At 36.3% G+C, this 25,318-nt stretch carries 27 protein-coding genes; 26 read left to right on the plus strand and 1 reads right to left on the minus strand.

Annotation, left to right across the window (positions count from 1 at the left end):
- Positions 1 to 190 precede the first annotated feature (190 nt).
- From LC095_RS11085 to spoVM, 17 genes are all read left to right on the plus strand, one after another.
- Positions 191 to 1,066, plus strand: a complete 876-nt coding sequence (locus LC095_RS11085) for a YicC/YloC family endoribonuclease (RefSeq protein ID WP_226528247.1) — start codon at positions 191 to 193, stop codon at positions 1,064 to 1,066.
- A gap of 74 nt (positions 1,067 to 1,140) precedes the next feature.
- A complete protein-coding gene (gene remA / locus LC095_RS11090) occupies positions 1,141 to 1,404 on the plus strand; it encodes an extracellular matrix/biofilm regulator RemA (RefSeq protein WP_026559405.1) in 264 nt (87 codons plus the stop codon).
- Positions 1,405 to 1,419: 15 nt separating this feature from the next.
- Positions 1,420 to 2,034, plus strand: a complete 615-nt coding sequence (gene gmk, locus LC095_RS11095) for a guanylate kinase (protein WP_226528379.1) — start codon at positions 1,420 to 1,422, stop codon at positions 2,032 to 2,034.
- 1 nt (position 2,035) lies between these two features.
- Entirely contained in the window at positions 2,036 to 2,236 is a 201-nt protein-coding gene (gene rpoZ / locus LC095_RS11100) for a DNA-directed RNA polymerase subunit omega (protein ID WP_026559403.1), read from the plus strand.
- A 180-nt stretch (positions 2,237 to 2,416) separates the two neighbouring features.
- Positions 2,417 to 3,631: a bifunctional phosphopantothenoylcysteine decarboxylase/phosphopantothenate--cysteine ligase CoaBC gene (coaBC, locus tag LC095_RS11105; RefSeq protein WP_226528248.1), complete on the plus strand. Its 1,215-nt coding sequence runs from the start codon at positions 2,417 to 2,419 to the stop codon at positions 3,629 to 3,631.
- Positions 3,628 to 6,045: a primosomal protein N' gene (priA, locus tag LC095_RS11110; RefSeq protein ID WP_226528249.1), complete on the plus strand. Its 2,418-nt coding sequence runs from the start codon at positions 3,628 to 3,630 to the stop codon at positions 6,043 to 6,045. The genes coaBC and priA overlap by 4 nt, the downstream gene beginning before the upstream one ends.
- Before the next feature lie 41 nt (positions 6,046 to 6,086).
- Positions 6,087 to 6,569, plus strand: a complete 483-nt coding sequence (def, locus tag LC095_RS11115) for a peptide deformylase (RefSeq protein ID WP_226528250.1) — start codon at positions 6,087 to 6,089, stop codon at positions 6,567 to 6,569.
- A 5-nt stretch (positions 6,570 to 6,574) separates the two neighbouring features.
- Positions 6,575 to 7,510, plus strand: coding sequence for a methionyl-tRNA formyltransferase (fmt, locus tag LC095_RS11120; protein ID WP_226528251.1), 936 nt, complete (start codon positions 6,575 to 6,577; stop codon positions 7,508 to 7,510).
- Positions 7,503 to 8,855 (plus strand): 16S rRNA (cytosine(967)-C(5))-methyltransferase RsmB, encoded by a 1,353-nt coding sequence (gene rsmB, locus LC095_RS11125; RefSeq protein ID WP_413467479.1) that lies wholly within the window; start codon positions 7,503 to 7,505, stop codon positions 8,853 to 8,855. Before fmt ends, rsmB begins: the two co-directional genes overlap by 8 nt.
- 1 nt (position 8,856) lies before the next feature.
- Positions 8,857 to 9,954, plus strand: a complete 1,098-nt coding sequence (gene rlmN, locus LC095_RS11130; protein WP_226528253.1) for a 23S rRNA (adenine(2503)-C(2))-methyltransferase RlmN — start codon at positions 8,857 to 8,859, stop codon at positions 9,952 to 9,954.
- A 5-nt stretch (positions 9,955 to 9,959) separates the two neighbouring features.
- On the plus strand, positions 9,960 to 10,715 hold the full coding sequence (locus LC095_RS11135; RefSeq protein ID WP_226528380.1) for a Stp1/IreP family PP2C-type Ser/Thr phosphatase: 756 nt from the start codon (positions 9,960 to 9,962) through the stop codon (positions 10,713 to 10,715).
- The gene (gene pknB / locus LC095_RS11140; RefSeq protein WP_226528254.1) at positions 10,709 to 12,718 is read left to right on the plus strand and encodes a Stk1 family PASTA domain-containing Ser/Thr kinase; all 2,010 of its coding nucleotides are present in this window, start codon (positions 10,709 to 10,711) and stop codon (positions 12,716 to 12,718) included. The genes LC095_RS11135 and pknB overlap by 7 nt, the downstream gene beginning before the upstream one ends.
- A 76-nt stretch (positions 12,719 to 12,794) precedes the next feature.
- Positions 12,795 to 13,679 carry a ribosome small subunit-dependent GTPase A gene (gene rsgA, locus LC095_RS11145; protein ID WP_226528255.1) on the plus strand — a complete coding sequence of 295 codons (885 nt, stop codon included), beginning with the start codon at positions 12,795 to 12,797 and terminating at the stop codon, positions 13,677 to 13,679.
- Between the two features lie 2 nt (positions 13,680 to 13,681).
- Entirely contained in the window at positions 13,682 to 14,338 is a 657-nt protein-coding gene (gene rpe / locus LC095_RS11150) for a ribulose-phosphate 3-epimerase (protein ID WP_226528256.1), read from the plus strand.
- Between the two features lie 72 nt (positions 14,339 to 14,410).
- Entirely contained in the window at positions 14,411 to 14,587 is a 177-nt protein-coding gene (locus tag LC095_RS11155; protein ID WP_226528257.1) for a hypothetical protein, read from the plus strand.
- Positions 14,588 to 14,694: 107 nt separating this feature from the next.
- On the plus strand, positions 14,695 to 15,339 hold the full coding sequence (locus tag LC095_RS11160) for a thiamine diphosphokinase (RefSeq protein WP_226528258.1): 645 nt from the start codon (positions 14,695 to 14,697) through the stop codon (positions 15,337 to 15,339).
- Positions 15,340 to 15,485: 146 nt separating this feature from the next.
- Complete coding sequence (spoVM, locus tag LC095_RS11165; protein WP_003328987.1) at positions 15,486 to 15,566, plus strand: stage V sporulation protein SpoVM; 81 nt, start codon at positions 15,486 to 15,488, stop codon at positions 15,564 to 15,566.
- Positions 15,567 to 15,665: 99 nt separating this feature from the next.
- Here spoVM and rpmB read toward each other — a convergent pair whose 3' ends face one another.
- The gene (rpmB, locus tag LC095_RS11170) at positions 15,666 to 15,854 is read right to left on the minus strand and encodes a 50S ribosomal protein L28 (RefSeq protein WP_026559391.1); all 189 of its coding nucleotides are present in this window, start codon (positions 15,852 to 15,854) and stop codon (positions 15,666 to 15,668) included.
- A 277-nt stretch (positions 15,855 to 16,131) separates the two neighbouring features.
- Between rpmB and LC095_RS11175 the strand changes: the two genes are divergently transcribed.
- The 9 genes from LC095_RS11175 (at position 16,132) to rnc (ending at position 25,297) form a co-directional block, all read left to right on the plus strand.
- Positions 16,132 to 16,494 carry an Asp23/Gls24 family envelope stress response protein gene (locus LC095_RS11175; protein WP_078434380.1) on the plus strand — a complete coding sequence of 121 codons (363 nt, stop codon included), beginning with the start codon at positions 16,132 to 16,134 and terminating at the stop codon, positions 16,492 to 16,494.
- 17 nt (positions 16,495 to 16,511) lie between these two features.
- Positions 16,512 to 18,176 (plus strand): DAK2 domain-containing protein, encoded by a 1,665-nt coding sequence (locus tag LC095_RS11180; RefSeq protein ID WP_226528259.1) that lies wholly within the window; start codon positions 16,512 to 16,514, stop codon positions 18,174 to 18,176.
- 337 nt (positions 18,177 to 18,513) lie between these two features.
- Positions 18,514 to 20,559 (plus strand): ATP-dependent DNA helicase RecG, encoded by a 2,046-nt coding sequence (recG, locus tag LC095_RS11185; protein ID WP_226528260.1) that lies wholly within the window; start codon positions 18,514 to 18,516, stop codon positions 20,557 to 20,559.
- Between the two features lie 119 nt (positions 20,560 to 20,678).
- Positions 20,679 to 21,251 carry a transcription factor FapR gene (fapR, locus tag LC095_RS11190; protein ID WP_078434378.1) on the plus strand — a complete coding sequence of 191 codons (573 nt, stop codon included), beginning with the start codon at positions 20,679 to 20,681 and terminating at the stop codon, positions 21,249 to 21,251.
- A gap of 8 nt (positions 21,252 to 21,259) precedes the next feature.
- On the plus strand, positions 21,260 to 22,240 hold the full coding sequence (gene plsX / locus LC095_RS11195) for a phosphate acyltransferase PlsX (RefSeq protein ID WP_226528261.1): 981 nt from the start codon (positions 21,260 to 21,262) through the stop codon (positions 22,238 to 22,240).
- 18 nt (positions 22,241 to 22,258) lie between these two features.
- Positions 22,259 to 23,203, plus strand: a complete 945-nt coding sequence (fabD, locus tag LC095_RS11200; protein ID WP_226528262.1) for an ACP S-malonyltransferase — start codon at positions 22,259 to 22,261, stop codon at positions 23,201 to 23,203.
- On the plus strand, positions 23,203 to 23,943 hold the full coding sequence (fabG, locus tag LC095_RS11205; RefSeq protein WP_226528263.1) for a 3-oxoacyl-[acyl-carrier-protein] reductase: 741 nt from the start codon (positions 23,203 to 23,205) through the stop codon (positions 23,941 to 23,943). Before fabD ends, fabG begins: the two co-directional genes overlap by 1 nt.
- Positions 23,944 to 24,071: 128 nt before the next feature.
- Positions 24,072 to 24,305: an acyl carrier protein gene (gene acpP / locus LC095_RS11210; RefSeq protein WP_026559383.1), complete on the plus strand. Its 234-nt coding sequence runs from the start codon at positions 24,072 to 24,074 to the stop codon at positions 24,303 to 24,305.
- A 248-nt stretch (positions 24,306 to 24,553) separates the two neighbouring features.
- Complete coding sequence (rnc, locus tag LC095_RS11215; RefSeq protein ID WP_226528264.1) at positions 24,554 to 25,297, plus strand: ribonuclease III; 744 nt, start codon at positions 24,554 to 24,556, stop codon at positions 25,295 to 25,297.
- Positions 25,298 to 25,318: the final 21 nt, after the last annotated feature.

Genomic DNA, 25,318 nt, shown 5'->3' on the forward strand with positions numbered 1-25,318 from the left:
CTTTGCTTGTTGACAATATATCATGCTATTTTGTATATAAGAAAAATTTGTCTTTTCGCCAAAGTCTTAATGGTTAAAGCCTTCGTTTTTCTCATACTTTAATCCTTTAATAATAGGTAAAACTACCTTAAAGTATAACAAAGTTATCCAACAAGCGTTTCCGCTTTTCTTAGAAAGAGAGTGATACATAATGATACGAAGTATGACTGGATTTGGCCGTGCCAGTAGGCATATTCAATCCTGTCTATTTACAGTAGAAATGAAATCTGTAAATCATCGGTTTTTGGATATTCAGTTAAAAATGCCTAAACAGCTTATGAATATGGAAGATAAAATAAGAAAGCTCATATCAAATTCCATAAGCCGAGGTCGTATTGAAGTCTACATAAATGTTGAAGGGGAAGTTCTAACAACAAAATCCATTCATGTTGATTGGGATTTAATAGATCAATATGTTTCCTCTCTTCAACAAATAAAAAGTCGTTTTTCAATTGATGAACAACTTTCATTACAGCATATACTTGCTTTAGATGGTGCTATCGATGTACAAAAGGAGTCAGTTTCTAGTAATGCTTTGGAAAATGGAATACTGGAGTTAGTAAACTCTGCTGTAAAGGAATTATCATTAATGAGAAAAGTTGAAGGTGAGAATTTAGCTGCTGACTTAAAGAAAAGGTTGACTATGCTTAGTCAGATTAACGGTCAGTTAGAGAAGTTTGCTCCAATTGTTGTCGGCAATTACCAAGAACGAATTAGTAATCGTGTTGCAGAATTTATATCAGGGAAATTAGATGAAAATCGAATTCTTACAGAAGTGGCACTTTTTGCTGATAAAGCTGACATAATGGAGGAAATTACAAGAATACATAGTCATATTCAACAATTCAAAGATTCATTAACTTTTAGTGAACCTATTGGACGTAAGTTGGACTTTCTTGTTCAGGAGTTGAATCGGGAGGCAAATACGATCGGTTCTAAAGCTAATGATAGCCAAATTGCAAAAAATGTTGTTGAATTAAAAAGTATTATTGAAAAATTGAAAGAACAAGTTCAAAATATTGAATAAGCACAAACAACCATTGATTATAAAAGGGCTTATAAGGCAAAAATAGTTTTGTCCTAATTAGGGGGAGCATTTGAATGAGCATTAAATTAATCAATATCGGTTTCGGGAACATTGTTTCTGCAAACCGTATTATATCTATTGTTAGTCCTGAATCAGCTCCAATTAAGAGAATCATTCAAGACGCAAGAGATAGAGGTATGTTAATCGACGCTACATATGGCCGTCGTACAAGAGCAGTTGTAATAATGGACAGCGATCATATCATCCTATCCGCTGTTCAGCCAGAAACAGTTGCTCAAAGGCTTTCAAATAAAGATGAGCTATCAGATGAAGGGTAGGGAACAGAAGCATTGATAAAAGAAAGAGGATTATTAATCGTCCTATCAGGACCTTCAGGTGTAGGAAAAGGAACGGTTAGAAAAGAGCTATTTTCACAAGAAGATACGGCATTTGAATATTCTATTTCAATGACAACCAGAAAACCACGTGAAGGTGAAGTTGACGGTGTGGATTATTTTTTTAAATCGAGAGAAGAATTTGAAGCCTTGATTGAACAAAATAAATTGTTGGAATGGGCAGAGTATGTAGGGAATTATTATGGTACACCTGTTGACTACGTTGAAAAAACATTAAGTGAAGGTAAAGATGTATTTCTTGAAATAGAAGTTCAAGGTGCTCTCCAAGTAAGAAATGCATTTCCTGAAGGATTGTTTATCTTTTTAAGTCCACCTAGTTTAAATGAACTGAAAAACCGAATCGTAACTAGAGGAACAGAATCCGAAGACTTAATTAATAACCGAATGAGAGTGGCAAAAGAAGAAATTATTATGATGGATGCCTATGATTATGTTGTAGAAAACGATGATGTTTTACTAGCATGTGATCGTATAAAAGCGATTGTGCTGGCAGAACATTGCCGCCGTGAGCGTGTTGCACCGAGATACAAAAAAATTCTGGAGGTTGAATAAAATGTTATACCCTTCTATTGATGTACTTATGAATAAATTAGATTCTAAATATACACTTGTAACAGTAGCGGCAAAACGCGCCCGAGAAATGCAGGAGCTAAGTGATCAGCAAATTCAGAAACCTGTTTCTTTCAAGTATGTAGGGAAAGCACTGGAAGAGATCAACGCCGGACTTCTTAATTATAAACGTACTGAAAAATAATGAGCGGTAGTAGAGGATGACGGAGAGCTTAGGGTCAGATCCCACTAAGACAATATATAGACTTTACCTGTAGTGAAGAGCTATATATTGCTTTATTGTGCGGGAGCTGACCCTATTGTGTCATCCTTTTTCTTTTCGTTTCAATCATACAAAAAGGATACATGAAAGTTGGTGGGAAAAATGATATCAGGTAGGAAGATATTATTATGTGTGAGCGGAGGAATTGCTGTTTATAAAGCAGCAGCATTAACAAGTAAACTTGTACAGGCTGGTGCAGAGATGAAAGTGATCATGAGTCATTCAGCTATGGAATTCGTTTCACCATTAACCTTTCAAGCATTATCTCGAAACGATGTCTTTTTTGACACCTTTGATGAAAAAAACTCTAAAGTCATTGCACATATTGATCTTGCCGATTGGGCAGATCTTGTATTAGTAGCGCCTGCTACAGCCAATGTTATTGGAAAATTAGCAAATGGAATTGCAGATAATATGTTAACAACAACTTTGTTAGCTACTACTGCAAAAGTATGGATCGCACCTGCTATGAATGTCCATATGTATGACAACCCTGCTGTGCAAAAAAATATCCAAACATTATATAACTATGGGTATGAATTTATTGAACCAAGTGAAGGGTTTTTAGCTTGTGGCTATATAGGAAAAGGACGATTAGAGGAGCCAGAAAAAATTTTAACTCTTGTATCAAACTACTTTGAGAAGCAAGAACATGGTGAACCATTAAAAAACGTAAAAGTGCTAATTACAGCTGGACCTACGAGAGAAAAGGTAGACCCTGTTCGGTATTTTACAAATCATTCATCAGGAAAAATGGGCTATGCCATTGCTGAAGAAGCGGCGAAATTAGGAGCAAATGTTACATTGATTACAGGTCCAACATCTGTTGACTTCCCTAATTATGTTGATGTAATTAGAGTTGAATCAGCAGATGAGATGTATCAGCAGGTGATGAACTACTATCCTAATACTGATGTAGTGATAAAGTCTGCAGCGGTCGCCGATTATCGTCCTATTCATACCTTTGAACAAAAGATGAAAAAGAGTCAGGACCATTTAGTGATTGAGATGGAGAAAACAACAGATATTTTAAAAGAGCTGGGAAGGCAAAAAAGACAACAAATTTTAGTAGGATTTGCAGCAGAAACAAATGACCTTGAGCAATACGCGAAAAAGAAATTGCAAAGCAAAAACCTAGACCTGATTGTAGCAAATAATATAACGACTGAAGGAGCAGGGTTTGGTACAGATACAAATATCGTAACAATTTATGATCGGAATCTAACTAAAACTGAACTGCCACTTTTGACAAAAAGAGAAGTTGCAAGAAAGCTTCTTGAGAAGGTTCAAAGTTTAGTAAAGGGTGTTAAGGAATGAAATATGCAAGTGTCATTGTAGATGTTCCGGCTATGCAAACTGACAGGTCCTTTGACTATAAAATTCCTGAAGAATGGCAAGACTTTTTAACACCAGGTATGAGAGTTATCGTTCCTTTTGGTCCAAGAAAAGTACAGGGCTTTGTTGTGGAGACAAAGAATTCTTCTGAATTTGACCGTCTAAAAGCAATCTCTGAATGCTTAGATTTAACACCTTGCCTTACTCCGGAATTATTAAAGGTGGGACATTGGTTAACTGAAAAAACTCTATGCTTTAAAATTTCAGCTTTTCAGGCAATGCTTCCTGCAGCAATGAAGGCAAAATATGAAAAAATTGTATCTCTTACATCAGATCATTCTATTGAATATTTATCGGAACAACTTCAACCCTTTTTTAACAAAAAAAATCAAGTTGATATGAAAGAAATTGAACAGGCAGTTCCTCTTCGGGTCATTCAAAAGGATATTAAAAACGGTTATCTCGAACTGATTTATAAGGTAAAGCAAAAAGGGAAAGAAAAGAAGATTAGAATGGTAAAACTTAACTGTTCGATTGATCAATTGGCTGAAAAAATCAAAGCAGTTAATACGAATGCGAAGAAACAACTAACAGTAATGACGTATTTCAAGGAAAATGACATTCGTATCATTCCTGTTGCAGATTTATTAGCTGTAACAAATGTATCAGATTCGACACTAAAGACATTGATCTCCAAAGGTATATTAGTAGAAGAATATAAAGAAGTGTATCGGGATCCCTATCAAGATCGTCTTTTTGAGAAAACAAAAGCTTTGCCATTAAATAATGAACAGCAGCAGGCAATAGCACCCATCCTTTCGGCAGTAGAAAATGATGATCACCATGTGTTTCTTATGTATGGTGTAACAGGAAGTGGGAAGACAGAGGTATATCTTCAATCGATTGAAGCAGTTTTAAATAATGGTAAAGAAGCAATCGTTTTAGTACCTGAAATTTCACTTACGCCACAGATGGTCAATCGCTTTAAGGGTAGGTTTGGTTCTAAGGTCGCTGTACTTCACAGCGGACTGTCAACAGGGGAAAAATATGATGAATGGAGAAAGATACAACGAAAAGAAGTGCAATTAGTTGTTGGAGCAAGATCTGCTATATTTGCTCCATTTGAGAACTTGGGGATGATTATCATTGATGAAGAGCATGAATCTAGTTATAAACAAGAAGAAAATCCACGTTATCATGCTCGGGATGTGGCTATATATAGGGCTGAATTTCATCACTGCCCTGTAGTACTGGGCAGTGCGACACCTACATTAGAAACGTTTGCACGAGCGCAAAAGGATGTTTACAAGCTGTTAACATTAAAAGAACGTGTAAACAAAAGATCAATGCCGTCGGTTGAAATTATCGATATGAGAGAAGAGCTTAGAAATGGAAACAGATCGATGTTTTCAACAGCATTAATTGAAAAGCTAACAGATCGGTTAGAAAAAAATGAACAATCGGTCTTATTCTTAAATAAACGCGGATACTCATCATTTGTCATGTGCCGTGACTGCGGTTTTGTTATACAATGTCCTCATTGTGATATTTCATTGACATATCACCGTTTCGGTCAGCAGCTAAAATGTCATTACTGCGGACATGAGGAACATATGCCAAATGTATGTCCCGAATGCCAAAGTGAACATATCCGTTTCTTCGGCACAGGTACTCAACGTGTGGAAGAGGAATTAGTAAAAGTAATGCCAGAGGCTCGAATAATTAGAATGGATGTTGATACGACTGGTCGAAAAGGTGCACATGAAAAGTTGTTGTCAAAATTCGGAAATAAAGAAGCTGATATCTTACTTGGAACTCAAATGATTGCAAAAGGTCTGGATTTTCCGGATGTTACATTAGTTGGTGTCCTAACGGCAGATACTATGTTGCATTTGCCCGATTTTCGAGCAACTGAAAAAACATTCCAACTCCTAACACAGGTCAGTGGAAGAGCAGGGAGACATGAATTACCTGGAGAAGTCATCATTCAAACCTATACTCCTGAAAACTATAGTATTCAATTAGCAAGTAAATATGATTATGATGCCTTTTATGAGCATGAAATGTTTTTAAGAAAATCACATGCATACCCACCATACTACTTCCTTGCCCTAGTGACAGTTTCCCATCCTGAAATAACAAAAGTGGTGTCAGTGACTGACAAGATTGTTCAGTTTTTAAGAAGAAATGTATCAAATGAATCAAAAATTCTCGGACCTGTTGCATCTCCTATCCCTCGTATCAACGATAGATATCGCTATCAATGCATGGTAAAATACAAACGGGAAAAAAACTTACATGAAACGTTAAGGAAAATTATCGACCATTTTCAGCAGGAAATGAGTTCAAATGATTTAATGATTACGATTGATTTAAGTCCTAATACTATGATGTAGTTATCTTAAATATTGAAATTATTTTGTTTGGAGGTATTTTTTTGGCAGTAAAACCTATAGTAATGTATCCAGCACAAGTTTTAGAGATGCCTTGTGAAAAGGTTCAAATTTTTGATAGGAAGCTTTCAAAGCTTTTGGCAGATATGTATGATACGATGATTGAGAATGATGGTGTTGGATTAGCTGCACCGCAAATAGGGCTTTCCAAGCAAATCGCGATTGTTGATATTGATGATCATCACGGAACGATTGAATTAATAAACCCTGTTATTATAGAGCAGCGCGGTATTCAAACCGGTCCGGAAGGCTGTTTAAGCTTTCCAGGGTTATATGGTGACGTGAGCAGGTCTGATTACATAAAGGTAAGAACCTATAATAAAAAAGGGAAAATGAGAATAATAGAAGCTGAAGGTTTTCTAGCCAGGGCGATACAGCATGAAATAGACCATTTAGAAGGTATTCTTTTTACATCAAAGGTGGAAAGGTACATAACGGAAGATGAATTAGAAAGCACGGAAGGATGACATATATGACTAAGATCGTTTTTATGGGAACCCCTGATTTTTCAGTTCCTATTTTAAAAAGCCTCATTGAAGAAGGCTTTAACATTGTTGGTGTTGTAACACAACCCGATCGTCCAAAAGGAAGAAAAAAGCTCTTAACTCCGCCTCCTGTTAAGATTGAAGCAGAGAAGCACAATTTAAAAGTGCTTCAGCCTGAAAAAATTCGTCATGAAGTTCAGGATGTTTTAGCTTTAGAACCTGATCTAATTATTACTGCTGCATTTGGACAAATTTTACCGAAAGAGCTTCTGGAAGCTCCAAAGTATGGATGTATCAATGTTCATGCTTCACTTTTACCCGAATTAAGGGGGGGTGCCCCTATTCATTATTCAATCCTTCAAGGGAAGACTAAAACAGGTATAACCATCATGTATATGGCAGAAAAGCTTGATGCAGGGGATATTCTTACTCAAATTGAAGTTGAAATAGATGAAAGAGATACTGTTGGCTTATTACATGACAAGTTAAGTACAGCAGGTGTGAAATTATTATTAGAAACACTGCCTCCTTTATTAAAGGGGAATATAACACCACAGAAACAGGATGATACAAAAGCTACTTTTGCATCCAATATAAAGAGGGAACAAGAACGGATTGATTGGTCTAAGACAGGTGAAGAAATCTACAACCAAATTAGAGGATTAAACCCTTGGCCAGTATCGTTTACAACCTATCAAGATCAACTAATGAAAATTTGGTGGGGAGAAAAGGTAAAGAGTAATGAAGATGCAAACCCAGGGACAATTCTGTTGATAGAAGATGATGGGATCGTTGTCTCAACAGGGAATAAAACAGCGATCAAAATAACCGAGCTTCAACCTTCTGGTAAAAAGAAGATGACAGGAGAAGAATTCTTGCGAGGTACAACCATGAATGAGGGTGAAAGATTAGGCAATGAATAACAAAAAAAAAATGACTGTACGTGATGTTGCAGTAGAAATATTATTACAAATAGAAAAGAACCAAGCCTACAGCAACTTGTTATTAAATTCAATGATAAAAAAGCATCAAGTAAATCCAAAAGACATTTCTCTTTTAACAGAGATAGTGTATGGTACTTTACAAAGAAGAGATACACTTGATTTTTATTTAGAGGGTTTTTTAAAGAAGGCAAAAAAAATTGAGCCATGGGTAAGAGTATTGCTGCGAATTTCAATCTATCAAATGGTGTATTTAGATCGAGTTCCGGAGCGTGCCATTTTCTTTGAAGCAGTAGAAATTGCTAAAAAAAGAGGCCACAAAGGAATTTCTTCCTTTGTGAATGGAGTGTTAAGGTCTGTTCAGCGGGAAGGTATTCCTGATATTAACATAATTAAAAAACCTGTTGAAAGACTATCAATTAAAACGAGTCACCCAAAATGGCTGGTTCAAAAGTGGATAAAACAATTCGGTTATGATGAAGCGGAAAAGATGTGTGAGTCAAATTTGCTGGCACCATCACAAACAGCACGCGTAAATCAAATAAAAAAATCAGTTCATGAAATAATTAGCGAATTACAAAGCAAAGATATAACCGTAGAGCAAGGTGATTTAGCAGTAGATGCTATAAAAGGAATGAAGGGAAACCTTGCACTTTCCGAAGCGTTTTCTGAAGGACTAATAACAATTCAAGATGAAAGTTCGATGTTAGTTGCACGAGCTCTTAACCCTAAAGAAAATGAGACTATTCTAGATTCTTGTGCGGCACCAGGCGGAAAATCTACTCATATAGCGGAATTAATGAATGGTACGGGCATTGTTCATTCTCTAGACCTTCATGAGCATAAAGTAAAGCTGATAAAGCAGCAAGCTGATCGTTTAGACCTGAAAAATATTCAAGCTGAAACAATGGATAGCAGGGTAGCGGGAGATCGATTTACAAAAGAGAGCTTTGATCGGATACTAGTAGATGCACCCTGTTCTGGTTTTGGTGTGATACGTAGAAAACCTGATATTAAATATACAAAGTCTCAACAAGATGTTCTTAAGCTGGTAGAACTACAAAAGAATATTTTAGCATCTGTTGCACCTTTATTAAAATCAAATGGTGTGTTAGTTTATAGTACATGTACTGTGGATGAAGAAGAAAATCGAGGTGTTGTTGAAGCATTTTTAAATGAACACCCAAATTTTGAACGGGATGAATCAGCTATAAACAATTTTCCGGAAAAACTTCATCCTTATGTTCATCATGGTGAGGTACAATTGCTTCCGCATTACTTTGGGACAGATGGATTTTATATAGCATGTTTACGAAAGAAGGGTTAAAATGGAACAGATAAATACAACAAGATCGAAAGAGAGCAACTTGGAGAAAAAAAGTAAGCCCTCCATTTATTCATTAGAACTACATGAGCTTGAAAATTGGTTAAAAGAACAGGGAGAAAAGGCTTTTCGTGCAAATCAAATTTTTGACTGGCTTTATATAAAACGTGCCACCAGCTTTGATGATATGTCCAATTTATCTAAAAGTCTTCGTACACTTCTAAATGAACATTTTACGTTAACAACATTAAAAACAATTATTCAACAAACATCTAAAGATGGTACGATAAAATTTCTGTTTGAACTTCATGATGGATATTCAATAGAAACTGTATTAATGAGACATGAATATGGCAATTCTGTTTGTGTAACCACTCAAGTTGGTTGTAGAATTGGTTGTACATTTTGTGCTTCTACATTAGGCGGGCTTAAAAGAAATCTTGAAGCAGGAGAAATCGTAGCACAAGTCGTAAAGGTACAACAAGCACTTGATGAATTTGAAGAGCGTGTTAGTCATGTTGTTATTATGGGAATCGGAGAACCTTTTGACAACTATGATGAAATGATGTCTTTCTTGAAGATTATTAACCATGACAAGAGCTTAAATATCGGAGCAAGGCATATTACTGTATCGACTAGTGGTATTATCCCGAAGATCTATAAATTTGCTGATGAAAAACTGCAAATCAATTTTGCTATTTCACTGCATGCACCAAACACAGAATTGCGATCAAAACTTATGCCGATAAATCGAGCTTATAAGCTTCCGGACTTGATGGAAGCAGTAAAATATTATGTAAACAAAACAGGTAGACGTGTTAGTTTTGAGTACGGGTTATTTGGCGGAGAAAATGACCAGGTTGAGCATGCTGAAGAGCTTGCAAAGTTAGTAAAGGGTTTAAAATGTCATATTAATCTTATTCCTGTAAACTATGTACCTGAAAGAAACTACGTACGTACACCAAAAGAACAAATCACATTATTTGAAGATACGCTTAAAAAGCACGGTGTAAATGTCACAACTAGAAGAGAACAGGGACATGATATTGACGCAGCGTGTGGACAACTTCGAGCTAAGGAGCGTAAAGAGGAGACGAGGTGACCATATTGGATCATGTTTTTTTGTCGGATAGGGGAAAAGTTAGGCAACATAATGAAGATTCTGTAGGGTTTTTTCAAAACAACGCCGGTATTCTAGCAATAGTTGCCGATGGTATGGGGGGTCATTTGGCAGGGGATGTTGCCAGTCAAATGACAATCTCAACTTTTAAGACACTATGGGAAGAAGAACCTGCTATTAATGGACCCGGAGAAGCAGAAAATTGGTTACTACAAAAGGTTGCTGAAGTAAATAAAGCTGTTTATGAGCACTCAGTATCCCATCCTGAATGTCAAGGAATGGGTACAACAATTGTTACAGCATTAGTAACAAAAACATATGCTACTATCGGCCATATTGGAGACAGCCGCTGCTATTTATTAAATAATAGTGGCTTTAATCAGATCACACAAGATCACTCTCTTGTAAATGAGTTGGTAAAATCAGGACAGATTTCTAAAGAAGATGCTGAACATCATCCTCGAAAAAATGTTCTTTTACGAGCACTTGGAACAGAACAAAAAGTTGATCTGGACTTAAAAACCATTGAAATGGAAGATAATGATATATTATTACTATGTTCTGATGGCTTATCCAATAAAGTTACAGATGACATATTAGAAAAAGAATTGTCTCAATCAGATGATCTTACAAAAACAGCCCATGAACTGGTTCAATTAGCAAACGATAATGGTGGAGAAGATAATATCTCTTTAATCATGCTAAAAAAGACGGCACATAAATTAGGTGAAGACTCGTGCTAATAGGTAAAAGAATTAGTGGCCGTTATAAAATTCTAGAAGTGGTCGGTGGAGGCGGGATGGCAAATGTCTATCTTGCACGCGATATGATTCTAGAGAGAGAAGTGGCAATGAAAGTATTGCGCTTTGATTTTTCTAATGATGATGAATTCATCAAGCGATTTAGAAGAGAGGCCCAATCTGCAACAAGCCTGGCTCATCCAAATATCGTAAGCATTTATGATGTTGGTGAGGAAGACGGCATTTATTATATCGTGATGGAATATGTAGAAGGACAAACATTAAAGCAGTACATACAACAATTTGCACCTGTGCATCCAAGAAAAGCTGTAAGTATTATGGTTCAAATTGCTTCAGCTATTCAACACGCACATGATAATCAAATTATACATCGTGATATTAAACCACATAATATTTTGATTGATCATCATGGGAATGTGAAAGTGACTGACTTTGGGATAGCCATGGCATTAAGTGCAACTACGATCACACAGACAAACTCTGTTTTAGGTTCTGTTCATTACTTATCTCCTGAACAAGCAAGAGGCGGGTTAGCAAATAAAAAATCGGATATTTATTCTATCGGGATTGTTTTCTTTGAGTTACTCACTGGTAGATTACCATTTGATGGAGAGTCTGCTATTTCCATTGCTTTAAAGCACCTACAGTCGGAAACACCATCTCCAAAGAGATGGAATCCAGACATCCCTCAAAGTATTGAAAATATAATAATTAAATCAACCGCTAAAGATCCTTTTCATCGGTATGATAATGTTGAAGAATTGGAAAATGATTTGGAAACTGCTTTTGATGTTAAAAGACTTTCAGAGCCTCGTTTTGTTATTCCTGATGATGAAGAGGCAACAAAAGCTATACCTATCATTACAAATGAAAACATTGAGAATTTTAAGGCTGACGATACAATTGTAAGAAAACCAACTGTTCAGTCCGATCAAAGTCCACAAATCCAAAGTAATGATTCTAAAAAAGATAAAAAAGGTAAAAAAGAAAAAAAGCCAAAGAAGAAAAAAAATAAGGTCGCAACATTTATTATTACCACTTTTATCGTAATCATTATCTCAATTATTGCCGCTTTCTTTATTGTACCGGAATTCTTATTACCGAAAGACGTAGAAGTACCGGATCTTACCGGAGAATCATACGAAGAAGCTGTAACTATCCTACTTGAACATGGTTTTGATGTCGGAGAGGAACCTATTCTTTTGACTGATGAAGAAATTGAAGAAGGACATGTTATTAAAACTGAACCCGAAGCGAATAACATCGTTAAAGAAGGTTCTTTAATTACCATATATGAAAGTACAGGAAAAGAAAAGGTTGTTTTAGATGATTATGTGGGGCGTTCGATTGAAAGAGTTAAATCTATTCTTCAGTTAAAAGGATTTGAAAACATAAAGGTAACGGAAGAAACAGACGAAAATGAAACAGCTGGCAGGATTATTTCACAAAGTCCCGAAGTAGGTGAAGAAGTCGTACCTTCTGAAACCGAAATAGAATTAGTTGTCAGTAAGGGGCCTGCACAAATTAAGATTGAAAACTTAGTTGGCAAAAACAGGTCTGAAATAGATGAATATGTGACTCAATATGGTTTTATACCTAATGTATCAGAAGAGAACTCTGATACAGTCCCTGAAGGGAATTTAATTTCTCAATTACCAGAACCCGGGACAGAAGTTGTTCCAAAGGATACAACATTAAAGTTAGTTTATTCTTCTGGTCCTAAAGCTATGCCGCCAAAAACAGTGACAAGAAAAGTTGAAATACCGTATGAACCGGAACAAGAAGGGGCAGAATTGACTGTTGAAATTAATATTGATGATGCAGAACACTCAATTTCTGAAATATATAGGACATTTAAAATAACCAGTCCCCGAGAGGAAACATTAAATTTCACCATCAACCCGGGAGATGATGCGTATTATCAAATAATCGTTGATGGAAAAGTACACTCATCAGAAAAAATTGAATACCCGGCAGATGAGTAACTGATAAAAAATATGCTCCCATTTTATCTTAGAGAATGAAAAAAATTTTTGATGAAGATCATCAAGGAGGTTTTCCATGTCACGTGGAAAAATTGTAAAGGCTCTTAGTGGTTTTTACTATGTGCAAGACAAGGAAAGATTAATTCAATGTCGTGGTAGAGGTGTGTTTCGTAAAAATAAAATCACACCTCTTGTAGGCGATGAGGTTGAGTACCAGGCTGAAAATGATCTCGAAGGTTATATTTTGGAGGTTTTTGAACGAAAAAATGAATTAGTTCGACCGCCAATTTGTAATGTTGATCAAGCGATCCTTGTTTTTTCTGCTGTTGAGCCGGATTTTAGTTCAACATTATTAGATCGTTTTTTGGTGTTAATAGAAGCGAATGATATTATTCCGATTATTGTTATAAGTAAGGTAGATCTGATTCCTTCTGATGAAGTAAGAGAAACAGTAGAGTCTTTTGCAAAAGACTATCAAAATGCAGGATACACCGTTCTTTTAACCTCAACAGTAGAATCAACGGTAGATAAAGACTTGTTACCTTTCCTTAATGACCATATTTCTGTATTTGCCGGTCAATCAGGTGTGGGGAAATCATCACTATTGAATGTTCTTAGACCTGATTTAGAGCTTAAAACAAATGATATATCTTCCCACCTTGGCCGAGGGAAGCATACGACACGGCATGTAGAACTAATCCCCGTAGGAACAGGGTTTGTAGCTGATACTCCAGGGTTTAGCTCTTTAGATTTTACAGGGATTGAGGTAGAAGATCTTACCTATTGCTTTCCTGAAATGAGAGAAAGAAGTGGAGATTGTAAATTCAGGGGATGTACTCATGTAAGAGAGCCTAAATGTTCAGTGAAAAATGCTGTTGAAGCAGGAGAAATTCCACAGTATCGCTATGATCACTATTTAACATTTGTTGAAGAAATTAAAGAGAGAAAGCCGAGGTATTAAGTATGATAAAAATTGCTCCATCTATTTTATCGGCAAACTTTGCAAAATTAGGAGAGGAAGTAAAAGATGTAGAAAATGGGGGGGCAGATTACATCCATGTTGATGTAATGGATGGACACTTTGTACCGAACATTACAATAGGTCCGTTAATTGTAGAGGCGATTCGTCCCGTTACAAAGCTTCCTCTAGATGTTCATTTAATGATCGAAAAACCGGATCAATACATTGGAGAATTTGCGAAAGCTGGTGCAGATATTATAACTGTACATGTTGAAGCATGTACACATTTACATCGTACACTGCAATTAATAAAATCTGAGGGTGTGAAATCTGGTGTTGTGTTAAATCCGCATACCCCGATTGAATCAATTGTTCATGTTTTAGAGGAAGTTGACATGGTTTTATTTATGACAGTTAATCCTGGATTTGGCGGTCAAACATTTATCCCTCAAGTTTTACCTAAAATAAAGCAATTAGCAAACATAGTAAAAGAAAAAAATCTTTCTATCGACATTGAAGTTGATGGTGGAGTAAACGAAGAAACAGCAAAATTATGTGTTGAAGCAGGTGCGAATGTTCTAGTTGCAGGATCATTCATCTACAACAATCCTGATCGGCAACAAGCTATTCAAACGTTAAAACAAGCTGTTCTTTCCTAAGTAATAATAAATTCGTACAAAGTAAACCATCCTATTTAATGATTAAATTAAATATTACTGGGGGCTTTTACGATGAATTTTTCAAAAGAAGATATAGTAATTATTGAACAAGCATTAAAAGCTGTTTCAATTTCCAGTACTGATTACAAGGAACTTGAACAATATAAAACTGTATTACAAAAGCTTAAAAACAATGGGGAAACCGCTCAATTAGATGGTTTTAGATATGATTATGATGATAATATGTAAGAGAATGAAAGTTCTGACACCAAAAGTAGTGTCAGGCTTTTTTCTTATTTTTTACCAACTGAAAAATATCCTTAATATTATATATAGATTGGGTGAAAGGCACATATATGACAACTATATCTCTTGTAGCAGGTGGACCTAAAGAAAACCTAGCAGACTTAACAAAATATCATTCAGATGAAATGATCTGGGTTGGAATTGATAGAGGGTCCCGTTATCTATTAGATCTCAACATACCTTTACATTATGCGTTTGGAGATTTTGATTCAATATCGTATAAAGAACATGAAAGCTTAAAGACAAAAATACCGAACTTAAACACACTTCCTACTGAAAAGGACAAAACTGATACTGAAATAGCACTTGATTGGGCAATTGCTCAAAAACCGGATCAAATTTATATTTTTGGAGCAACAGGAGGAAGGCTTGATCATTTACTTGGGAACATTCACCTTCTTATAAAATCCACTTCAACTCTATCGAAAATTGACATAATCGATCAACAAAATCAAATCACGCTCTACACATCAGGTACATATAAAGTAAAGAGGAAAATTGAGTGGGACTATATCTCATTTATTGCCATAACATCTGATATATATGGTTTAACATTAGATGGATTTAAATATCCACTAAAAAACTGTCATATCAGGCTCGGCTCCACATTATGTATTAGTAATGAACTCATTGGTGATGTAGGTACTTTTTCTTTTCAAGAGGGCATATTATTAATGATAAGAAGCCGAGATTAACTTGTTGTTCAATGAGCAAGATAGCGTCATTTTTTATATGCGAACTGAATATAATGCTTAGGAACTGATTCATAACATTTTTTGACGCTTCTAGCACCTTTGAACAAGCTTTAACCTTGTTTAATGATTGGTTGAGGAGGGAAACAATGAAATTTTATACGATTAAGCTACCGAAGTTTTTAGGAGGAATTGTTCGAGCAATGCTCGGTTCGTTTAAAAAAGATTAAGAAAAAAGCACCGAATTATCGGTGCTTCTTTCTTGTTTCGCTTTATAGTATCTATATTCTCAAAGATAAGAGAATAAGTTTTTGAGTAAGCTTAATAAATTAAACTCGCTCAACTTTACCTGATCTTAAAGCGCGAGCAGATACATATACTCTTTTTGGTTTTCCGTTAACTAAGATGCGAACTTTTTGAAGGTTTGCGCCCCAAGTACGTTTGTTAGCGTTCATCGCGTGTGAACGAGAGTTACCTGAGCGAGTTTTTCTACCAGTAACAACGCATTTACGTGCCATGTTATTCCCTCCTTACTACAAAAAAACACTACATATTTTACAATAGTCATGTACATAGCCATGAGATACTTTAATAATTTATCATAACTGTCATTAGAATGCAATACTTCTACAATAGTCTTTCAAGAATTTTTCCTTGACATGGTATTTTAAGTATTGTTGTATATAATAGAAGTACTTGTATTTATACTTCGGACTTATAATCGCTTTTAAATTTTCTGGGCTTATAGTAAAATAACTGTAGCCAGTGCGAACAATTCCAAAGGGGGAAACTAATATGTCCATTGAATTAAAAACAAAGTACGGACAAATCGATATTTCAAACGAAGTCATTGCTACCATTGCAGGTGGTGCAGCTATTGACTGCTATGGTATTGTTGGAATGGCATCAAAGAATCAAATAAAAGACGGTCTTACGGATATCCTAAGAAAAGAAAACTTTAGCAGAGGCGTAATCGTTCGTCAGGATGACGATTCGATTAATATAGATATGTATATAATCGTCAGCTATGGTACAAAAATTTCTGAAGTCGCACATAACGTTCAAACGAAAGTTAAGTATACGTTAGATCAGACGGTTGGACTTGCAGTTGATTCTGTTAACATTTTTGTACAAGGTGTTCGTGTTGCGAACCCGTAGTAAGGAGGAAACTACCTGTGTCTAATACAACCTTAGATGGTAAGCAGTTTGCAGAGATGATTTTGCAAGGTGCGAACCACCTAGCCAATAATGCAAAATTAGTTGATGCGCTCAATGTATTTCCAGTTCCAGATGGAGATACTGGTACAAACATGAATCTATCAATGACATCAGGCGCAAAAGAAGTAAAAAACAATAAAGCTGATCATATCGGGAAAGTTGGGAATGCGCTTTCAAAGGGGCTTTTAATGGGTGCCCGAGGGAACTCCGGTGTGATTCTTTCACAATTATTTAGAGGATTTTCTAAATCCATAGAACAAAAAGCATCCATTAATGCATCTGAGTTTGCAGCTGCTCTTCAAGCCGGTGTTGATACTGCCTACAAAGCTGTTATGAAACCTGTCGAAGGGACAATATTAACTGTTGCTAAGGATGCTGCAAAAGCTGCAGTACATGTAGCGGAGACAGAGACATCTATCATAAAGGTTATGGAGTTAACCTTAAAAGAAGCAGAAGCATCCCTGAAGCGCACTCCTGAGCTTTTACCTGTATTAAAAGAAGTAGGGGTGGTGGATAGTGGAGGTCAAGGTTTAGTTTTTGTATATGAAGGCTTTTTAGCAGTCCTAAAAGGTGAAAAGCTTACGACCGCACATGTCACAACACCATCTATGGATGAGCTTGTGAATGCAGAGCACCATAAGAGTGTTCAAGCTCATATAAATACAGATGATATTGAGTTCGGATATTGTACCGAATTTATGGTCCGCTTTGAAGCTGACAAAACACTTTTTGATGAAGAAACGTTTAGAAATGACTTAAGTGAATTTGGTGATTCACTATTAGTTATTGCTGATGATGAATTGGCAAAAGTACATATACATGCTGAATATCCTGGTGAAGTTCTTTCATACGGGCAAAAATATGGAAATCTCATTAATATGAAAATAGAAAATATGAGACAGCAACATACCGATATTGTTGGGGAACACCAACAGACTGAACCAATAGTAAGGAAAGCCGAAAAAAATAAGTATGGTATTGTAACTGTTTCAATGGGTAAAGGTATTGCAGAGTTATTTAGAAGTATTGGGGCAAATGAAGTCATTGAAGGCGGTCAAACAATGAATCCAAGCACTGAGGATATTGTTAAGGCGATTCATGACGTAAACGCCGAAAATATTATTATTTTACCAAATAACTCAAATATTGTGATGGCAGCTCAACAAGCAGCATCAGTAGTTGAAGAAAATGTTATCGTTATTCCATCTAAAACAGTGCCGCAAGGAATGGCTGCATTACTAGCGTTTAATCCAACAGTTGAGGCAGAGGAAGTTGAAGGGTTGATGAATGATGCATTGCAGCATGTGAAGAGTGGTCAGATAACATATGCTGTACGTGATACAAATATAGATGGACTCGATATTGCTAAAGGCGATTTTATGGGTATATCAAACGGTAAAATCGTTATTACAGATCGGGAACAATTAGCTGCCTCTAAAAAACTTCTCACTGAGATGATTTCCGAAGATGATGAAATTGTTACAATAATTCAAGGTGAAGAAGCAACAGAAGAGGATACAGAACAGCTGTTACAATTTGTTGAAGAAATGTTTGAGGACGTAGAAGTTGAAGTACATAAAGGGGACCAGCCTTTATATTCCTATATATTTTCAGTTGAATAAAAAACAACAAAAACCCGGATTTCTGGGTTTTTTGTTGTTTATTAACAAGAGTTTATCAATATCAATTTTTTGTAATGCTGATCACAAATTATAGACATGCTGATTTTCCTTATATCTGTTAAAATAAGAATGTGGGAAACGAATGTTCCCGTTCTGTTAACAATAGCGAAGATGAGATTAGAACGTTATTTAAAGTAAAAGGGTAGACGAGCAATGTTGAAGATAATCAAGTACTGCTTTTGCGCTTAAAGTAACTGAATTAAGGAGGGTTAGCTGCGACTCCTACAGGTCAACAGCTAAGATCTTATGGCTTATGGAAGACGCAAATTTAATGGTGATGAATAAATTATTAGAACCAATTTCCGTTTTAAAAGGTGTAGGAAATGAAACATCTGAATTATTGAATGATGTAGGGATTTATACAATTCAAGACCTGCTGGAGTATTTTCCATATCGATATGATGATAATAGTCTGCGAGACTTGGAAGATGTTAAGCACGATGAGCGAGTAACGGTCGAAGGAAGGGTACATAGTGAGGCTTCTCTAACCTTTTTCGGAAAAAAACGCTCACGGCTAACATTTCGTTTACTTGTTGGAAAGTACCTTTTATCAGTTGTCTGTTTTAACCGTCCTTACTTTAAAAATAAACTTACCATTGATTCAACTGTTACGGTAACTGGAAAATGGGACAAGCATCGGCAAACAATTACCGTCCAGCAATTATCGTTCGGTCCTAAGAAAGAACAATCAGGCATAGAGCCGGTATACTCAATTAAGGGTAAACTTACAGTAAAAGGGATAAAAAAGTTTGTTTCACTTGCCTTATCAGCATATTTAAATGATATTAAAGAAATTCTCCCTGATGATTTGTTACAAAAATATAAGTTGTTAACCAGGAGAGAAGCACTTTACACAATTCATACGCCCCATGAAAAGGAAGATTTAAAGTTAGCGCGCAGACGTTTTGTGTATGAGGAATTTCTATTATTTCAACTTAAAATGCAAGCTTTAAGAAAAATACAACGTGAACAGTCAAAAGGGGTTATGCATAAATTTTCAAGAGAGAAACACCAGCAATTTATTGATTCATTACCTTTTCCACTTACAAACGCACAATCGAGAGTGGTGAATGAGATTTTACAGGATATGACATCTCCATACCGTATGAATCGATTGTTACAAGGAGATGTTGGTTCTGGAAAAACCGTTGTAGCTGCTATCGCTTTTTATGCTGCAGTGTTATCCGGTTATCAGGGGGCTCTCATGGTTCCAACTGAAATTTTAGCAGAGCAACATGCTGATTCACTAGTTCAACTTTTTGAGCCATATAATGTAACTGTTGCATTGCTGACGAGTTCAGTTAAAGGGAAAAAGAGAAGAGAATTGCTTGAAAACGTCGAAAACAATGAGATTCAACTATTGATTGGAACACATGCCTTAATCCAGGATGATATAAAGTTTCATAAACTTGGTCTTGTTATTACAGATGAACAACATCGCTTCGGTGTGGAACAAAGACGAATGCTCCGTGAAAAAGGAGAACATACAGATGTATTGTTTATGACAGCAACACCGATTCCAAGAACATTAGCTATAACAGCTTTTGGGGAAATGGATGTTTCTGTAATTGACGAGTTACCTGCCGGAAGAAAAGCAATCGAAACATACTGGGTAAAACCTTCGATGCTTGAGAGAATTCTCGTATTTATTGAAAAAGAGTTATCAAAAGGACGTCAGGCTTATGTTATTTGCCCATTGATTGAGGAATCTGATAAGTTGGATGTCCAAAATGCTCTTGATGTTCACAGTATGTTGACTTCTTACTATAAAGGGAGATTTCAGATTGGTCTCATGCATGGAAGACTCTCTTCAGATGAAAAAGACTCTGTAATGAGAAGCTTTAGTCAAAATGAAGTAAATGTATTGGTTTCTACAACTGTCGTGGAAGTGGGTGTCAATGTTCCGAATGCTACAACAATGATTATTTATGATGCAGAACGGTTTGGGCTTTCTCAACTCCACCAATTAAGAGGTCGGGTAGGACGGGGCAGTGAACAGTCTTATTGTATTTTGCTTGCAGATCCTAAATCTGAAACTGGAAAAGAACGAATGAAAATTATGACAGAGACAAATGATGGATTTGTTCTCTCGGAACGTGATTTAGAACTTAGAGGACCAGGTGACTTCTTTGGGAAAAAACAAAGTGGAATGCCAATCTTTAAAGTAGCAGATATGGTACATGATTATCGTGCATTGGAAGTGGCGAGACAAGATGCAACAGAACTTATCCAGTCGAAGGCTTTTTGGGAAGAAGAAAAATATGAACCATTAAGAGTATACTTACATCAATCAGGCATACTCAAGGGTGAAAAGCTGGATTAATGATAGTTTAATAACTTTTTCTAAGAAAACAGATAGCAATACAGTTGCAATCTGTTTTCTTTATCTATATACTACTATTAGTACCTAGTCTTAATAGTTCGGACGGTGTCATTGATATCATGAGAAAAAGTAAAAAAGAGAGACAGCTTTTATTACAGGAGACAATTACTAACACACCATTCATAACCGATGAAGAGCTAGCTGAGAAGTTTCAAGTCAGCATTCAAACGATACGCTTGGATAGGTTAGAATTATCCATTCCTGAATTAAGGGAACGAATAAAACATGTCGCTGAAAAGAAATTGGATGATGAAGTAAAGGCATTACCGATAGAAGAAGTGATTGGAGAAGTTATAGACTTACAACTGGATGAGTCTGCAATTTCTATTTTGGAAATTAAAAAAGAGCATGTATTTAGCAGGAATCAAATTGCCAGGGGCCACCACTTATTTGCACAAGCAAACTCACTGGCTGTAGCAATGATAAATGATGAATTGGCATTAACCGCAAAGGCGAATATTCATTTTACAAGACAAGTCAAAGAGAATGAGCGTGTCATCGCCAAAGCAAAAATGGTGAAAAATGATTCGGAACAAAAACGAACAATGGTAGAAGTAAATAGTTTTGTAGGAAGTGAATTGGTTTTTTCTGGTGAGTTCGAAATGTATCGCTCTAATCAAACACAAAGGTAGGTTACAAAATGAAGCTAGCGATCGATGCAATGGGTGGAGATCATGCACCAAAATCGGTAGTTGAAGGTGTCATGAAAGCTATAGCTGCATTTCCCGATTTAGAGGTCACGCTAATTGGTCAGGAAGATAAAATAAAAACATATTTAACAGATGCTACAAGAATAAACATTATACATACTGATGAAATAATCGAAGGAACAGATGAGCCTGTTCGAGCAGTACGTCGTAAAAAAAATTCATCAATGGTCTTAATGGCAAATGAAGTGAAAGAAGGGAGAGCAGACGGGTGTATCTCAGCAGGAAACACAGGTGCTCTCATGACAGCTGGATTATTAGTTGTAGGAAGAATTGAGGGTATTGAAAGGCCTGCACTATCTCCAACATTACCAACACTGGATGGTAAAGGTTTTTTGTTTTTAGATGTAGGCGCAAATGTTGATGCAAAACCGGAACATTTACTTCAATATGCCATTATGGGATCGGTTTATGCTGAAAAAGTTAGAGGTATTAATAACCCTCGAGTGGGTCTTTTGAATGTTGGGACAGAAGATAAGAAAGGGAATGAGTTAACTAAGCAAACTTTTGAACTGTTAAAAGAAGCGAATATTAACTTTATCGGAAATATTGAATCAAGAGATTTGATGGAATCTGTGGCAGATGTTGTCGTTACAGATGGATTTACAGGAAATATCGCCCTAAAGACAATCGAGGGTACAGCCCTTTCTGTATTTTCGATGCTGAAATCTGCTTTAACAAGTAATTTCACTTCAAAGCTTGCTGCAGGTGTGTTGAAACCCCAATTGAAAGTAATCAAACAGCAAATGGATTATTCTGAATATGGCGGTGCTGCTCTATTTGGTTTAAAAGCCCCTGTGATAAAAGCCCACGGATCATCGGATGCTAATGCAATTTATAATGCTATCCGTCAATCAAGAGAAATGGTATCAAATGATGTATCCGGTACAATTCTCTCTTCAATAAAGGGATAGGAAACGGAGGAACACAAGATGACGAAGATTGCTTTTTTATTTCCTGGTCAAGGCTCACAAGTAGTTGGCATGGGAAAAGACTTCTACCAAGACATTGCTGAGTCAAAAGAAATTTTTGAAAAAGCCGACAAAAAATTAGGACAGAAATTAAAGGAACTTATTTTCGAAGGGCCACAAGATACATTAACATTAACATATAATGCCCAGCCTGCATTGCTAACAACAAGTATCGCCATTTTAGAATATGTTAAGAAATTTAATATCCATGCTGATTATGTTGCTGGTCATTCTTTAGGGGAATACTCGGCTCTAGTTGCTGCAGGTGTACTGGATTTTGAAGACGCTGTTTATGCTGTGAAAAAACGCGGAGAATATATGGATGAGGCTGTACCTGCAGGACAGGGGGCAATGTCAGCCATCCTGGGAATGGCGGCAGAGGAATTGGAAAAGGTCACAAACAATGTAACTGAAAATGGCGATTCAGTTCAATTAGCGAATTTAAACTGTCCTGGACAAATCGTTATTTCCGGAACAGCTGCAGGGGTTGAAAAAGCATCAGCACTTGCAAAAGAAAATGGTGCAAAACGAGCAATTCCATTAGTTGTCAGTGGGCCGTTTCATTCTGAACTAATGAAGCCTGCAGCAGAAAAGTTTGATCAGATATTATCTGAAATTACGTTTAATGATGCGTCTACGCCAATCATTGCAAATGTAACAGCAAATCCGGTAAAAAGTCATGAGCAAATTAAGGATTTACTTGTCAAACAGTTATACTCACCTGTAAGATGGGAAGAATCAATAAGAACGATGGTACAAAATGGTGTGACAACATTTGTCGAAATTGGACCTGGTAAAGTGTTAACAGGATTAGTGAAAAAAAATGATCGATCAGCATCGGTTTATAATATATTTGATCTTGAATCTTTACACGTAACTGTAGACAAAATGAAGGGGGAAGCTTAATGCTAAGCAATAAAGTTGCTCTAGTTACCGGAGCATCACGTGGAATTGGGAGAGCCATCGCATTGGATCTTGCAAAGAATGGGGCTAGTATTGCTGTTAACTATGCTGGAAACGAAGCGAAAGCTAATGAGGTTGTTGATGAAATCAAAGCAAGCGGCGGACAAGCTATCGCTATTAAAGCCGATGTGTCTAATGGTGATGAAGTTCAGCAAATGATAAAAGAAGTGATTAAAGAATTTGGGCAATTAGATATTCTTGTAAATAACGCAGGAATAACAAGAGATAATCTCCTCATGAGAATGAAGGATTCGGAATGGGATGAAGTTATCGACACAAATTTAAAAGGTGTATTTCTTTGTACAAAAGCAGTTACAAGACAAATGATGAAGCAAAGAAATGGCCGAATTATTAATATTACATCTGTTGTTGGTGTAAGTGGAAATCCTGGTCAAGCCAATTATGTTGCAGCAAAAGCGGGAGTAATTGGATTAACAAAAACAACAGCCAAGGAATTAGCGTCAAGAAATATTACTGTTAATGCTGTAGCTCCCGGATTTATTACAACAGACATGACAGATGAGTTGAATGAGGATATCAAAACGGATTTACTTAAACAAATTCCATTGGCAGCTTTAGGAGAACCAAGTGATATTGCGAATGCAGTAACATTCCTCGCTTCGGAGAAAAGTAAATATATCACAGGGCAAACTCTTCATATTAACGGCGGAATGGTGATGTGATTTTTGTGTATTTCCTTGATCGTGGTAAGGAAAACTAGTGAAGAAAACTGATTAAAATAAAATACTAGAAACAAACCTAGTTTTTCATAATAAAATCATCTATAATACTTGAGGGGAGGTGAAGGAAAATGGCAGATGTTTTAGAACGTGTAACAAAGATTATCGTTGACCGTTTAGGTGTAGATGAGGCTGAAGTGAAATTAGAGTCTTCATTTAAAGATGATCTTGGAGCAGATTCCCTTGATGTAGTTGAGCTTGTTATGGAACTTGAAGATGAGTTCGATATGGAGATTTCTGACGAAGATGCAGAAAAAATCGGTACAGTGGGTGACGCTGTTAACTACATAAATAGCCAACAGTAATGTTGCTAAAGAAGTCCCGTAGGTATTACGGGACTTTCCCCCTTTCTTTAGCCTTTAAAAATTATTTTTTGCTGGTATCAGGCTTCTATGCTTTATTCTTAGCATGATGTATACTACTGTTAACACATGCTCAGGTCATAAGCCACTTCATAATTCAAGGGGACAATGACAATTACCTTCAATTATGAAGTGTCTTATACAAGTTTAAACATGGAGTTGCTTTCGTATTTAAATTGGAGGTCCAAGCTATGGCAAGACATATAAATTATAAAGAGAGACGCTCTTTTGCAAAAAAAGCGGAAGAGTTTAAAAAATTCCAAGTGAATATTGGACATGCGTTTGCAAATGAAAAACTCTTGTACCAAGCATTTACTCATTCCTCATATGTTAACGAACATCGAAAAAAACCATATGAAGATAATGAGAGGCTGGAGTTTCTAGGTGATGCTGTTCTTGAATTAACGATTTCTCAATACCTCTACAAGAAATATCCAATGATGAGTGAAGGAGAATTAACAAAATTACGTGCTGCGATCGTGTGTGAGCCTTCACTGGTTGGTTTTGCTAATTCTCTTTCATTTGGTAGCTTGGTGTTACTTGGTAAAGGGGAGGAAATGACAGGAGGGCGTTCTCGTCCTGCTTTACTCGCTGACGTATTTGAGGCATTCATTGGAGCGCTTTATTTAGATCAAGGTCTTGATGCTGTCGTTCAATTTTTGGATAAGTTTGTTATTCCTAAAGTTGATGAAGGAGCCTTTTCGCATGTAATGGATTTCAAAAGTCAACTTCAGGAATTTGTTCAAAGAGATACAAAAGGAATATTAGAATATAAAATTCTTCATGAAAAAGGTCCTGCACATAACCGTGAATTTGTCTCCACTGTTTCTTTGGATGGCAAGGTGTATGGTACAGGTAGCGGAAAGTCAAAAAAAGAAGCGGAACAGCATGCTGCCCAAGAGGCACTATCGAAACTGCAACAAATAAATAAGTAGGATCAAGTAAAAAGGACAACC

It is taken from the genome of Metabacillus niabensis (genome assembly GCF_020524345.1).
GTDB classification, from domain to species: Bacteria; Bacillota; Bacilli; order Bacillales; family Bacillaceae; genus Metabacillus; species Metabacillus niabensis_B.

Excerpts from the sequence above, each read along its gene's own strand:
- rpe (WP_226528256.1), top strand. The coding sequence starts at position 13,682 with ATGATAAAAATTGCTCCATCTATTTTATCGGCAAACTTTGCAAAATTA.
- priA (WP_226528249.1), top strand. The coding sequence starts at position 3,628 with ATGAAATATGCAAGTGTCATTGTAGATGTTCCGGCTATGCAAACTGAC.
- LC095_RS11155 (WP_226528257.1), top strand. The coding sequence starts at position 14,411 with ATGAATTTTTCAAAAGAAGATATAGTAATTATTGAACAAGCATTAAAA.
- remA (WP_026559405.1), top strand. The coding sequence starts at position 1,141 with ATGAGCATTAAATTAATCAATATCGGTTTCGGGAACATTGTTTCTGCA.
- fmt (WP_226528251.1), top strand. The coding sequence starts at position 6,575 with ATGACTAAGATCGTTTTTATGGGAACCCCTGATTTTTCAGTTCCTATT.
- recG (WP_226528260.1), top strand. The coding sequence starts at position 18,514 with ATGAATAAATTATTAGAACCAATTTCCGTTTTAAAAGGTGTAGGAAAT.
- rpoZ (WP_026559403.1), top strand. The coding sequence starts at position 2,036 with ATGTTATACCCTTCTATTGATGTACTTATGAATAAATTAGATTCTAAA.
- spoVM (WP_003328987.1), top strand. The coding sequence starts at position 15,486 with ATGAAATTTTATACGATTAAGCTACCGAAGTTTTTAGGAGGAATTGTT.
- rsgA (WP_226528255.1), top strand. The coding sequence starts at position 12,795 with ATGTCACGTGGAAAAATTGTAAAGGCTCTTAGTGGTTTTTACTATGTG.
- LC095_RS11085 (WP_226528247.1), top strand. The coding sequence starts at position 191 with ATGATACGAAGTATGACTGGATTTGGCCGTGCCAGTAGGCATATTCAA.
- LC095_RS11175 (WP_078434380.1), top strand. The coding sequence starts at position 16,132 with ATGTCCATTGAATTAAAAACAAAGTACGGACAAATCGATATTTCAAAC.
- rlmN (WP_226528253.1), top strand. The coding sequence starts at position 8,857 with ATGGAACAGATAAATACAACAAGATCGAAAGAGAGCAACTTGGAGAAA.
- plsX (WP_226528261.1), top strand. The coding sequence starts at position 21,260 with ATGAAGCTAGCGATCGATGCAATGGGTGGAGATCATGCACCAAAATCG.
- coaBC (WP_226528248.1), top strand. The coding sequence starts at position 2,417 with ATGATATCAGGTAGGAAGATATTATTATGTGTGAGCGGAGGAATTGCT.
- rnc (WP_226528264.1), top strand. The coding sequence starts at position 24,554 with ATGGCAAGACATATAAATTATAAAGAGAGACGCTCTTTTGCAAAAAAA.
- acpP (WP_026559383.1), top strand. The coding sequence starts at position 24,072 with ATGGCAGATGTTTTAGAACGTGTAACAAAGATTATCGTTGACCGTTTA.
- rsmB (WP_413467479.1), top strand. The coding sequence starts at position 7,503 with ATGAATAACAAAAAAAAAATGACTGTACGTGATGTTGCAGTAGAAATA.
- LC095_RS11160 (WP_226528258.1), top strand. The coding sequence starts at position 14,695 with ATGACAACTATATCTCTTGTAGCAGGTGGACCTAAAGAAAACCTAGCA.
- fabG (WP_226528263.1), top strand. The coding sequence starts at position 23,203 with ATGCTAAGCAATAAAGTTGCTCTAGTTACCGGAGCATCACGTGGAATT.
- fabD (WP_226528262.1), top strand. The coding sequence starts at position 22,259 with ATGACGAAGATTGCTTTTTTATTTCCTGGTCAAGGCTCACAAGTAGTT.
- fapR (WP_078434378.1), top strand. The coding sequence starts at position 20,679 with ATGAGAAAAAGTAAAAAAGAGAGACAGCTTTTATTACAGGAGACAATT.
- rpmB (WP_026559391.1), bottom strand. The coding sequence starts at position 15,854 with ATGGCACGTAAATGCGTTGTTACTGGTAGAAAAACTCGCTCAGGTAAC.